The organism is Janthinobacterium sp. CG_23.4, assembly GCF_029892305.1.
Classification (GTDB): Bacteria; Pseudomonadota; Gammaproteobacteria; order Burkholderiales; family Burkholderiaceae_D; genus Janthinobacterium; species Janthinobacterium lividum_D.
The window spans coordinates 191,174-204,673 of record NZ_JARXUX010000001.1 but is presented as its reverse complement, the minus strand read 5'-3'; the positions used below and the strand labels follow the sequence as shown (position 1 = coordinate 204,673).

The following is a 13,500-nucleotide window of genomic DNA, read 5'->3' as shown; positions in this document are numbered from 1 at the left end:
GGTTCAATGTGCTTGCGCGGCCATCAATTTATCGACGCTTTCCTGCGTCACCGGGTGGTAGCGTGCACGCGCCTGCGCATACACGTCCCTGGCCCAAGCCTGGCCCTGCGGCGTCTTCATCAAGGCACTGTACAGTGGAACGACGAACTTTTGGCGGCCCACGCTCATCAGGAATGCCTGCAGCGGCTCGCGTACATCGTAGCCGGCGTTCACGGCAGCGAGGTAAAAGCGGTAAGCCACTTCATTGTTGCCGCTCTTGCCTACGCCGTATGCCTGGTCCAGCTCACGCAGCTGCGCGGCGCTGGCCTTGTTGTTGATGTCGTTCAGGAAGTGCATCGATTCGATGGCGATCCACTTGTCCATGCCCAGGTCTTTGGTCGCCAGTTCGCCTTTCAACCAGGCGTCGCGGTGCTGGTCCAGCAGCGCCAGGCGCGGCGAGACGACGCGCTGCGCGCTGGCCGGCACGCCGGTGCCATACAACCATTCTTCGAGTTCCGCTGGCGGCATCACCTCTGGGTGCTGCGCCAGCAGGTTCTTGCGCAGATAGGCGATGAACTGCTCCGTCGTCACGCTCTGGAACGCATGCTGGTCGAACCAGCCGCGCAGGAAGGGGTCGAACACGGCACGCCCCGCGCGCCGTTCCATGGTCGCCAGGAACCAGGCGCCTTTCGGGTAGATGATGCCGTCGTCCGTATACGTTTGCGCCGGGTTGACATCGGCATCGCGCGTAATCAGCGCCGTTTTCGCCGCCGGTAATTCCTTGATCGACGCCGCCAGTTCTTCCTGGTCGACCTGCACGCCCATCTGCGCTACTTCGCTGCCATACAGCTGCTCGACGATGCGCGTGGTGACGTAGGTGGTGAAACCTTCGTTGAGCCACATGTGCTTCCACGACGCGTTGGTGACCAGGTTGCCCGACCACGAGTGGGCCAGTTCATGCGCGATCAGGTCGACCAGGCTGCGGTCGCCGGCGATCATGGTCGGCGTGAGGAAGGTCAGGCGCGGGTTTTCCATGCCGCCGTAGGGGAACGATGGCGGCAGCACGATCATGTCGTAGCGCCCCCAGCCATACGGACCATACAGCGCTTCGGCTGCCTGGATCATCTTTTCCGTGTCGGCCAGCTCGTATTCGGCGGCCTTGATGCGCGGCGGCTCCGCATACACGGCCGAACGGGGACCGAGTTTGCGCACTTCCAGTTCGCCGATGGCAATGGCCAACAGATACGATGGAATCGGCTGTGGCATCCTGAATTTCCAACCGCCCTTGCCAGTCGCCTTGTCGTCATTCTCGGCGCTCATCACGACGCGCATGCCGCGCGGCGCCTCGATGCGCGCGCTATAGGTAAAACGCACGGCTGGCGTATCCTGCGACGGCACCCACGAGCGGGCGTTGATACTTTGCGACTGACTGAACATGAAAGGCAGCTTGCCCGACATGGTCTGCTGCGGCGTAAGCCACTGCAGCGCGATGGCGTTGGGGGCCGTGTGATAGTAGACGCGCACTTTGCCTGGCTGGCCCGTGGTGGTGATGCGCAGTGCCTGGCCCTTTTCCGGGTCGGCCTTGTCCAGCTGATACGGCGCCATCTGCCATGCGCCGCGCTTGTCTTGCACCTGCACTTTCGCGATCGATAAATCGCGCGTATCGAGCACCAGGGTGCGTGCCGCCGGGTCGATCCAGTTGAGCGACAGCTCGGCATAGCCGGAGAGGGTCTTTTGCTTGAAATCGGCTTTCAGGTCCAGCTGCAGGTCGCGCGTGCGCACCTGGTCGTAGCGCGCGTAGCTGAGGGGATCGGCGTGCGCGGCCAGTGTCAGCTGGCACAGTAGCGCACAGCCCAGGGCGCGCAGGAAGGTCAAAGTTTGCATGGTCGTCTTTTGAATGATTTGCGAAAGCCCCGGTCCGTGTGCGCCGGGGCGTCGCGCAGAATAGCACTTCCGGCGCGGACCGGCAGAAAAAAGCGCCGGACTGTGCCGGCGCTGTTTTACTGTGTCGTTTCTGATCGGGCTTCAGGCTTGGTCTCGGATGCCTTGAGCGGCGTACTCAAATCCTTCATCAGGTTGTTTTTGTCGCGCTCCAGCTTGAACAGCTCCAGGCGCGATGCGGTGATTTTTCGCGGCCAGGCGTTGTTGCTGATATCGATGTCGGCTGTCTCCCAGTACGGGTCTTGCACCAATCCCACCATCGGCTCATCCGTGATGATGACCTTGCTGATTTTGTGCGGCGAATAACGCCATACTTCAGCCGGCACGCGCTCGATGATCTTCTTGCCGCTTTCTAGTTCGATTTCCAGGATCAGCGGCATCACCAGGCCGCCAATGTTCGAAAAGTCGACCAGGTACAGATGCTTGCCCAGCTTATGCTGCTCCAGCAATTTTCGCTCCCATGGTTCCAGCGCTTCCTGCTCCTCCGCGTAGCTGTTGCGGTCCTTGTTGCTCACCGTGAAATCATCGTGCCGGTTATAGAAATCCTTCAGCGTCGGATCCAGCTCAACCTTCTTCGGCAGCGCCTTGTTGCGTTGCTCGGAGATCGAGATGGGCTGCGCCGCCTTCTGCGCCTTCTTCCAGGCTTGCTCGACTTCCGGATTCTTCGTGCTCACGCGATATTCGCTGATGCCGTCGATGCTGATGTCAACCGCGTCGGTGGTATAAAACCAGCCGCGCCAGAACCAGTCGAGGTCGGTGCCAGAAGCGTCTTCCATGGTGCGGAAAAAATCGGCTGGCGTGGGCCGTTTGAACTTCCAGCGCAAGGCGTATTGCTTGAAGGCGAAGTCGAACAGTTCACGCCCAAGTATCGTCTCGCGCAGGATGTTGAGGGCCGTGGCCGGCTTGTCGTAGGCATTCGCCGTGAACTGCAGCAAGGACTCGGAATTGGTCATGATGGGTACCTGGTTCTGGCTGCGCATGTAATCGACAATCTTGCGCGGCTCGCCATTCCAGGATGGAAAATGCTCTTCCCACGCCTGCTCGGCAAGGTACTGCAGGAAGGAATTGAGGCCCTCGTCCATCCACGTCCACTGGCGCTCGTCGGAGTTGACGATCATGGGGAAATAGTTGTGCCCCACTTCGTGAATGATCACGCCAATCAGGTCGTATTTCGTCGTCTTCGAATACGTCAGCTCGCCCGTCTTCTTGTCCTTCACCGGGCGTCCGCCGTTGAACGAGATCATCGGATACTCCATGCCGCCCACGGCGCCATTGACGGAAATCGCATTCGGATACGGATAATCAAAACTGTACTTGTTGTACTGTTCGATCGCATGCACGACGGCACGCGTGCTGTACTGCTGCCACAGCGGATTACCCTCGTTCGGATAGTAGGACATCGCCATCACGCGCTTGCCGCCGCTATTCAAGCCCTGCGCATCCCAGATGAACTTGCGGCTCGATGCCCACGCCACGTCGCGCACATTGGCCGCCTTGAAGTGCCAGGTCTTCGTCCCCGCCACGCGGTCCTTTTCCGCCGCCAGCGCCTCAGCGGGCGTGATCACCAGCAGCGGCGTGGCGCTATTTCGCGCCCGTGCCAGACGCTCGCGCTGTACCGCGCTCAGCACACTGGACGGATTCTGCAATTCCCCCGTGGCCGCCACCACATGGTCAGCCGGCACCGTCAGATACAGCTCATAGTCGCCAAACTCCAGCGTGAATTCACCGGAACCGAGGAACTGCTTGTGCTGCCAGCCGACGGCGTCGTAATACGCAGCCATGCGCGGGAACCACTGCGCAATCTGGAAAATCGTGTTCTTGTCGTCTTCAAAATATTCATAGCCGGAGCGCTCGACCAGTACCTTCTGATCATTGACTCGATAAGACCAATCGATGCCAAAGCTGATGCTCTGGCCGGGCGCCAGCGCCACGGGCAAATCGATGCGCAGCATGGTCTGGTTGACGACATGCGGCAGCGGCTTGCCGTTGGCCGCTTTCACGGCGGTGAGCTTGAAGCCGCCGTCGAATTCGCGGCCCGCGTGGATGGCGCGCAAGTCTTCGAATTTGAGCGCTTCGTCTTCATTGCCGCTGAGCCAGGCCTGGCGCGACGGCGCGCTCAGCACGCGGCGCTGGTCGGCATCCTGGCGCAAGCCATTCTGGTCCAGTTGCAGCCACAAATACGCGAGGCTGTCGGGTGAGCGATTGTGGTAGGTGATCTGTTCACTGGCCGTGATTTCGCGACGCGCTTCGTCCAGGGTGGCGCGAATCACATAGTCGGCGCGTTGCTGCCAATAGGCGTGGCCGGGCGCGCCGGACGCAGTGCGGTAAACGTTGGGCGTGGGCAGCAATTCTTCGAGCTGGCGGAACTTGTCGTCGAAGGGTGCGGCAGCGCATAGGCCGGGCAAGGGGGCAAGCAAGGTCAAACACAAGGCAAGCAAGCGGGCAAGAAGCGGCATGGCGCATTCCCTATAGGAGTCGTGGACAGACTGCATTCTAAGTCGAGTCTGTTTTCAAATCGCCCATTGTTGTGGAAGTTCCACACATACCGTCGCGCCGCAGCGGCACTGGTGCCGCTGCGGGCATTGACGCATGATGCGCCTCGAACATTGGGGAGTAGTCGTCCTGCGGACATGCGCACTGGCGCGGCGCCTCCCAAGGGGCGCCGCGCAGAGCACGACACGTGGCTAGGCTAGGCTAGACCAGCAGTAGTACCGCATACTCGCGGCCCTCGTCACGCAGGGTGATGCTGTTGCCATCGATTGCCACGCCATCGAGCGCCAGCCCGGCAGGCCGCCCCTGCGCCCGCTCCACCGTGATGGCGTAGCTGCTGCTGCCGAAGCGGTACTGCAGCTTGAAGCCACTCCATTCGGCCGGCAGAGTCGGCGTCACGCGCAGCACGTTCGCTTCACGCGTCAAGCCGAGCAGCGATTCGACGATCAGGCGGTACAGCCAGCCAGACGATCCCGTGTACCAGCTCCAGCCGCCGCGCCCCACGTGTGGCGCCACGGCATACACGTCGGCCGTCACCACATACGGTTCCACCTTGTAGCGCGCCACTGCCTGCGCGTCGACACCGTGGCGCACGGGATTGATCATGCGCAGCAGTTCCCACGCCTTTTCGCCATCACCCATTCGGGCAAAGGCCATCGCCGTCCAGATGGCCGCATGCGTGTACTGGCCGCCGTTCTCGCGCACCCCGGGCACATAACCGCGGATATAGCCGGGATTGAGGTCGGCTTTGTCGAACGGTGGATCGAGCAGCTGGATCACGCCGGAGTCGCGCCGCACCAGCCGCGCATCGACTTGGCGCATGGCACCGGCCACGCGCTCCTTGTTGGCCGCGCCCGACAGCACGCCCCAGCTTTGCGAAATCGAATCGATCTGGCATTCCTCGTTCGTGTGCGATCCCAATGGGGTGCCGTCGTCGAAATACGCGCGCCGGTACCACTCGCCATCCCAGGCATGCTGCTCGACATTGGCCGCCAGCTTGACGGCTTCGTCGCGGCAGAATTGGGCAAACGCCACGTCGCCGCGCAGCACGGCCACCTCGGCGAAGCGCTGCAGCACTTCATACAGGAAGAAGGCTAGCCAGACGCTCTCGCCCTTGCCATGCTCGCCCACCTTGTCCATGCCGTCGTTCCAGTCGCAGGAACCCATCAGCGGCAAACCGTGCACACCCAGGCGCAGGCCATGGCCGATGGCGCGCACGCAGTGCTCGTACAGGTCGGCCGACTCGTCCGAACGCAGGGGCTGGTCGTAATACGAGTCCTCCTCCGGCTTGACGGTGCGCCCTTCGATGAAGGGCACCACTTCCGACAGCACGCTGACGTCACCGGTGGCGGTCACGTAGCGGCAAGCGGCCAGCGGTAGCCACAGGTAATCGTCAGAGCAGTGCGTGCGTACGCCCCGGTCCGATGGCGGATGCCACCAATGCTGTACGTCGCCTTCCACAAACTGGTGCGCCGCGCACAGTAGCAAATGGCCGCGCAACAGTTGCGGCGCCGTGTGGATCATGGCCATCGCATCTTGCAGCTGGTCGCGGAAGCCATACGCGCCACCCGACTGGTAATAGCCGCTGCGCGCCCACAAACGGCAAGCGATGGTCTGGTACATCAACCAGCCATTGGCGATCACGTCCAGCGACGGATCGGGCGTTTCGATGCGCACCGCACTCAGTGTGCTCTCCCAGTGCGCGCGCACCGCGTCGAGGGCGGCGCATGCCGCACCTTTGCCCGCATGGCGCTGCACCATGGTGCTGGCATCGGCATTGCGGCGCCCACCCACGCCCAGGAGGAAGACGATTTCGCGCTCCTGCCCAGGTTGCAGTTCAAATGGCACCTGGATGGCCGCGCACGGGTCCAGCCCGGTACCGGCCTTGCCGGACAGGCGCACGCGCCGCAGCGCCGCTGGCTGCGCCAGGCTGCCGTTACGGCCGATGAATTCATTGCGGTCGCAGGTGATGGAACGGATGCTGGCGTCCGTATTGAAAAAACCGACACGACCTGAAAACTCCGTGTTGTAGTTATTGCGTGCAAACAGCGCGCCGCTGATGCTGTCGACTTCAGTCGCCACATGCATGGCAGACTTGGCGCGCAGGCCAGCCAGCACCCATTCCACGTAGCCCGTGACGGACAGGCGGCGCGCCACGTCGCTATCGTTGCGCACCTTGATGACAGAGTATTTGATGGCTGCATCGAGCGCCACATAAGTGCACAGTTCAGTGGCGATACCACCCTCGCTGTGTTCAAAAATGCTGTAGCCGAAACCGTGACGCGTCACGTAGTCGCCGCTGCCGCGCGCCGGTAGCGCCGATGGCGACCAGAACTGGCCACTGTGCTCGTCGCGCACGTAAAACGCTTCGCCGGACAAGTCGGAAACGGGGTCGTTTTGCCACGGCGTCAAACGAAATTCATGCGCATTCTCGCTCCAGGTGTAGGCCTGACCGCTTTCGGATACCACCGTGCCAAATTGCGCATTAGCCAGCACGTTCGACCATGGTGCCGGCGTCTGTTTGCCTGCGTCCGTGGTGATCACGTATTCGCGCCCATCGGGCGTGAATCCGCCCAGGCCATTTTCCAGGATCAACTCGCGCGCCTGCGCCCGGTGCGGCACGCCGCCATGATCGCGCACCGGTTCCTGCAACAGCGGCGGCATGCGCAGCACGGGGCTCGGCGGGCGCTTGATCTGTTCGGCCAGAGTGCCACGCAAGTCGCTAATGATGGCGCGCGCCACCGATTGCAGCAAGATGTGGTCTTCGTTGGCAATCTGCTCGGCCAGGCGCACGAAGATGCCGCCTGGACGGTCGATCGCTTGCGCATCGATGCCCGAGGCGATCAAACCCATGATCTGGTCGTGCAGCAGTTGGCGGTAGCCCGACTGTTCCTCGTACAAAATCACCAGATCCACCACCAGCCCTTTCAGGCGCCAGTAGGCGTGCGCCTGCACCATCTGGCGCGCCAGTTCGATATTGGCAGCGTCGCGTATCTGCAGCAGCACGATGGGCAGGTCGCCCGAGATGGCGTACGCCCACAGGCCAGATTGGCCGCGCTGGTTCTTGATCAGGATGCCGGCCTCGGCGCGCAAGGCCGCATTCGGATAAATCACGGCATTGGCCAGGCGCGCATACAGCTGCGCATCGGCCTCGCTGGCATTCAACTGGCGCAGCACCACCTGGCTGTGCGTCCAGGCCAAGCCGAACACGCGGTCGGCCAGGTGCCGGTCTTGGTATTTGTCGATCAGGTGCAGCGCCGCCTCGCGCTGCTCCACCATGCCGATCACGCTGTCGACCGTCACTGCCTGGTCGGGGGCCAGGATAATGACATAGCGGATGGCCACGATGGGGTCGAGCACGGAACCTTGGGCGCCACCGAGCGGACCACTCTCCTGCAGCGCTTGCGGCAGTTGCGCCGTGTTGCCACGGCCGATGAAACGCGCGCGGTCCGTTTCGAACGACACGGTATAGTGCTCGCTATCGTGCACCGTCATCACATGCAGCAGCCACGGCATCTGCTCGTCCTTCGAGCGCGGCCGACGCGTGCACAAAATTGCATTTTCATGCGCCAGGATTTCCGTCTGTACGAACAGCTTGCTGAACGCGGGATGGGCTGCGTCAGCCGCCGCCGGTGCCATCACCACTTCGGCAAAGCTGGTGATCTCGATGCGCCGCTGGCGGTTCGAATTATTGCTGATGCGCGTACGCCGGATTTCGATGTCGTCCTCGGGCGAGACCACGATTTCCGTGTACAAGTCGAGGCCATGGTCGGCACGGCGAAATTCAGCGCGCCCCTCGGAAAATATCACTTCGTATTTATTCGGTTCGGCCAAGGTGGGCTGGTACGTGGTGGACCAGACGGCACCGTCGTCGAGGTCGCGCAGGTAGCAGAAGTTACCCCAGTTGTCGCGCGTGATGTCCTCGCGCCAGCGCGTCACGGACAAGTCCTTCCAGCGGCTGTAGCTTCCGCCCGCATTGCTCACCATGACGTGGTAGCGGCCATTCGACAGCAACTGCGTTTCAGGCACGGCGCTGTTGGCCTGCGTGAGTATGCGCATCGGCATGGCCTGCTCGGAGGCGCCGCTGCGCAGCACCGCCAGTTCGGCCGTATTCGAGTAAAACGCACCTGCCTGCGGCGTACGTTCCTGCAGCACCAGCAAGGCCGATTGCAGCAGCGGATCGGACTCGAAGCGGCGCTGCATGGGACGGTCGTGCAACAGGTAGCTGAGGGCCAGGAAACCCATGCCCTGGTGATGCACCATGAACGAGCGGATGACGGCACTGCTCTGCCCTCGCGGCAGGCGCGCGGTAGTAAAGTCGATCGCTTCAAAAAATCCATAGCGGCCCATGTAGCCGGCCGCCTGCATGCGCTGCAGGTTCTGGCACGCCGCTTCCGGCTGCACCATCAGACCCATCATGCTGGCGTACGGCGCCACCACCAAGTCGTCAGCCAGACCACGCTTCAAGCCGAGTCCCGGCACGCCAAAGGCGCGGTACTGGTAATTCAGGCTGGCATCGACCGTGTTGTAACCGGACTCCGAAATTCCCCACGGAACATCGCGCTGGCGCCCGTAGTCGATCTGCGCCTCAATGACGGATTGATAAGTCTGGTCGAGTAGGGTGTTCGGATAATTCGGCATCACCAGCAGCGGCATCAGGTACTCAAACATGGAGCCGCTCCACGACAGCAGCACGGGCTGGCCGGCCACCATGCACAGTTGGCGGCCCAGTGCGAACCAGTGCTCCTGTGGCAGTTGGCCCTGGGCGATGGCAACGAAGCTGGCCAGACGCACTTCGGAAGCGAGCAAGTCGTAGTAGCTGGGGTCCAGGCGTCGTTCGCCGACGTTGTAGCCGATGGCCAGCAATTTGGTCGATGGGTTGTACAGGAACGCGTATTCGATCTGCGCGAAGTCGCGTGCCTGGCCCGCCGCGTGAGCGATGTCGCGCATGCGACAGCCAGCCTGCTCGCGGCCTTGCGCCAGCCATGCTGCCAGTTCGAACGGCGTATCTTGCACCACCTCCAGGTTGGCCAGTTCGCGCAGGGTCGGCACGCGCAGCCATGCCGCATCGATGCCCGTTTGCGCCGCCCACGGCGCCAGTTGCAGCAATTCGGCCAGCGCCACGCGGCACTGTCGCGCCAGCGCGTCGCGCCACATGGCCAGCTCGCCATCCTCGCTGCGCAAGTTCAACGACAGCAGCGCGTCGGCCGCGCCATTGACGGCACTGAGGTAGCTATGCCATTCGGGCAAGCTGGCTGGCACGGCCGGCATCTGCAGCAGCGCCAGCGATGCAAGCACCGCCTGGCCTTCGCCTTCGGCAGCGATGAACTCCTGCAGCACTTGCGCCGTCGTGCGAATGCCATCGACGATCTGTAGTCCCATGATGGGGGCGTCGTACAGTTCCACCAGGCCGGGCTGCAAAGTCAACAGGTGACCGGCCAGATTGCCGCTGTCGACCGTCGAAATATACATGGGCTGCAGTGCCTTGAGCGTTTGTGTGTCGTACCAGTTGTAGAAATGGCCCTGGAAGCGTTCCAGCTCGCCCATGCTGTGCAAGGTGGCGCGGCTGCGCTCGATCAACTGGCCCATGGTGAGATAGCCGAAGTCATAGGCCGTCAGGTTGGCCAGCAGCGCCAGGCCGATATTCGTGGGCGAGGTGCGGTGCGCCACCACCAGGTTCGGATGCTCCTGCATGTTATCGGGTGGCAGCCAGTGATCGTCGGGGCCGACGAAGGTCTCGAAATACGCCCAGGTCTTGCGCGCCACGCCACGCAGAAAACGCCCCTGTTCGAGCGACAGGCGGGCCACGGCCCGTTCGATGGGACGGCTGATCCACCAGGCTATGGCGGGCGCGGCCAGCCATAGCAGCAGCACCACGGCGGCGGCCGGCAACGCTGCCGGGCGCCAGTGCAGCAAGGCGGCAAAGGTGGCCAGCGCCAGCGCCGGTGAGCACCACATGGCGCGCCAGCTGTCGGCCTGCGCGCCGGAAGACGCATGCAGGTTCGAGGCCCGCCAGTCGAGCAAATGCTTGTGTGACACGCCCAGGCGCCACAAGGTGCGCACGATGGCGTCCAGGCTGATCCACGCCTCATAGGGCAGGAAAACGAGAGTCAGCATGGCATGCGAAAACTGCACGCCGCAGCGCCGCTCGAACGCGGCCAGATGCTGGCGCCACAGGGTGTCGCGCGGCTTGCGCAACAGGTCGTACAAAGCCGAGAAGACGGGCGGCAGGAAGATGATGGCAAGCACCGCCGCGCTCCAGAAGGCCACGTGCGGCAAAAATCCCCACACCAGCAGCAGCGACACGGTGGTAGCGGGCGCCACGACGCTGCGGCGCAGATTGTCGAACAGCTTCCAGCGCGACAGCATCGACAGAGGATTACGTTCGCGCTTGCCGGCGCGGCCCGGCACGCACCCCAACAGCCAACCTATCAGTTGCCAGTCGCCGCGTATCCAGCGCTGGCGGCGACTCACGTCCGCATCATAGCGGGCAGGATATTGCTCATACAATTGCGAGTCGCTGAGCAGGCCGGCGCGCAGATAGCAACCTTCCAATAAATCATGACTGAGGATTTTATTGTCGGGCAGGCGCTGGCCCAGCACGCGCTCGAACATGTCGAGATCGTAGATGCCCTTGCCGATGAAGGAGCCTTCATAAAACACATCCTGGTACAGGTCGGAGACGGTGCGCGTATAGGGGTCGATGCCCGGTTCCCCACCGCACAGCAGCTCATAGCGTGAAGCATTCGCGCTCGGCAGCACTACGGCCACACGCGGCTGCAAGATGCCGTAGCCGGCGATCACACGCGTACCGGCTGCATCGAGCACGGGGCGGTTCAGCGGGTGCATCATGGTGGCGATGAATTCGCGCGCCGCGTCGCGCGGCAGTTGCGTATCGGTGTCGAGCGTGATCACATATCTGATGCTGTGCAGGCCGCCCAATTCGCCTTCCACCAGCGAGAATTTGTCGCGCGCGCCGCCGCGCAGAAAGGCGTGCAGGTCGGACAATTTACCGCGCTTGCGCTCCTGCCCCATCCACGCATTCTGCTGCGAATTCCACAGGCGCGGACGGTGCAGCAACAGGAACGGTCCCACCTGTCCCAGCGCTTCGCGTTCGCTCGGGTCGGCGTTTTCCTTGAACTCGCTGCCCGCCACGCGGTACTTGTCGTTCAAGCCGCGGATGGTCTCCTGCGCCTGGCGTAGCAAGGCATCATCGCCGGGCATCGTTTGCGCGGACGCGTCGACAAAATCGGTCAGCAGGCAAAAACGCAAGTTCGGATCGCGGTTGGCCAGGTAACGCACTTCCAGCGCCTCGCACAAGGCGGCCACGTTTTCCTCGCTGTAGATCAGGGTCGGCACCACCACGATGCCACGCCCGTCCGGCGGAATGCCGGCCTGGTAATCCATGCGCGGCAGCGGATGCGGCGACGTCATCAGGGTCGCCAGCCAATTCACCACGGCCACGGACAGCTGGCTGCTGCCCAGCAGCGCCAGCGCACCCAGCGCGACCAGCGGCCAGCCCTGCACGCCATGGCGCACGGCGCGCTCAAGCAGCAATGCGCTCGTCGCCAGGCTCAGGAAGCAGATTGCGCCCAGGTAGACGGCCAGCGGCGCAGCGCGCGCCGTGTGCTGCAGCGCCACGATGAAGGGCAGCTTCGCACCGGCCTGCTTTTCCAGTACCAGCACGCCGCGCCCTACCAAATAAAAACCGATGTGGCCGCGACGCGCATCATTGCCATTGCCATGCGTGTGCGCCAGTTGCAGCACCATCTCGGCGACTTCCACTTCGCTGCGCGCGCTGCGCTTGGCGATGCGCTCGATCACGTGGCGATAGCTGTCGCGCGTGGCGAAGTCCATCAGGCCGTACGTGCCGGCCGGGTCCAGCCGCAAGGTCTGCTCGACCACGCTCATGGTCTCGACAAATTCCTGCCAATCCATGCTGCCCAGAAAACGCAGGCTGCCGATGCTGTTGGCGATCGACACCTGGTCGGCTGCCTGCTGTCCGATTTCAGCCTGGATCTGCTGCTCGATGGTAAGGCCCGACTCGGCCAGCTTGTGCGTCAGCCACGACAGCGCCAGGCTCAGCGACGAACTTTGTCCCTGCAGCCGGCGTGACAATTCGGCCACAAAGGCGCTGCTCATCGGCGGATTCGAGCGCGCCATGTCGGCCACCAACAGTATCAAGCCGCTGGGATTGCGCTCGGCGATGTCGGTCATCTGGTCGGCCCACATATTGGCCAGGTCGCGCTGCAGGCGGTCGTCGGCCACGCGCACGGCGACGCGGCGCAAGTTTTCGATCAGGGCCAGGCGCAGCATGATGGGCACCGCCCACAGTTCGCCCAGGGTGAGCGTTGCCACATCCTGGTAAGCGTCGATGAAATGGCGCAGGTTTTCCAGGTCGACCCGGCCGTCGCCATGCGAGATGATTTCCAGCGCGATTTTATACATACGCGGACAGCCCGCATCCACGCCGGAGGTCAGCCGTGGCAATTCCTTGCTGTAGTTCTTCGGCAAGTGGCGCCGCGTGGTGCGGATCTGCTCCTCGATCAGGTAAAAATTATCCAGCAGCCACTCCGAGGCCGGCGTGACCTGGCGCCCGCTCTTGACGGTGGCGGTCAGTTCGTTGACGGTGGCCGTGATCAGCGCCGCATTGTCAGCCAGGCGCGCCAGCAGGCGGTCGCGGCCATGCTGCCGTCCCACCGCGTGGCCGGCAGCGACATGTTTGCCATGGGCGGCCATCTGCATGGCGCTGAACAATTCGGAGCGCAGGGGCAAGGCATCGTCGCGCGCGGCGTCGAAACTGTCCGGTGCATGGGGACGGTCGCGGAAGATTGCCTTGCATTTCGAAAGCCCTTCCTTGATCTGCTGCGTGACTACTGCGGTGTACTTTTTCAACTTGGCCTCGCTAGGTGCGCGCTTGCAGCCAGCGCCAGACGGCCGGCGTCACGCTGGCCGAGTCTGGAAGAACACAATCGGACACTGGCGAAGACGGCAGACGAAGCGCCGGAGCGTTGCGACGAATCTCAGGGTATCGGGAGATTTTCTGAACTTCATCGTAGGTGCGCCCCGCGCACAAGACCGTGCGCTAGC

At 63.0% G+C, this 13,500-nt stretch carries 3 protein-coding genes; all 3 read right to left on the bottom strand.

Going from position 1 to position 13,500, the window contains the following annotated elements:
- Positions 1–3 precede the first annotated feature (3 nt).
- Positions 4–1,863, bottom strand: coding sequence for a M1 family metallopeptidase (locus H4V96_RS00850; RefSeq protein ID WP_196856888.1), 1,860 nt, complete (start codon positions 1,861–1,863; stop codon positions 4–6).
- Positions 1,864–1,979: 116 nt separating this feature from the next.
- Positions 1,980–4,376, bottom strand: coding sequence for a M1 family metallopeptidase (locus H4V96_RS00845; RefSeq protein WP_010394343.1), 2,397 nt, complete (start codon positions 4,374–4,376; stop codon positions 1,980–1,982).
- Between the two features lie 238 nt (positions 4,377–4,614).
- Entirely contained in the window at positions 4,615–13,149 is an 8,535-nt protein-coding gene (locus tag H4V96_RS00840; protein ID WP_280721168.1) for a glucoamylase family protein, read from the bottom strand.
- Between the last annotated feature and the right edge of the window lie 351 nt (positions 13,150–13,500).

What these genes read in the sequence shown, in the direction of transcription:
- H4V96_RS00850 (WP_196856888.1), bottom strand. Translation starts at nt 1,863, where the DNA reads ATGCAAACTTTGACCTTCCTGCGCGCCCTGGGCTGTGCGCTACTGTGC.
- H4V96_RS00845 (WP_010394343.1), bottom strand. Translation starts at nt 4,376, where the DNA reads ATGCCGCTTCTTGCCCGCTTGCTTGCCTTGTGTTTGACCTTGCTTGCC.
- H4V96_RS00840 (WP_280721168.1), bottom strand. Translation starts at nt 13,149, where the DNA reads ATGGCCGCCCATGGCAAACATGTCGCTGCCGGCCACGCGGTGGGACGG.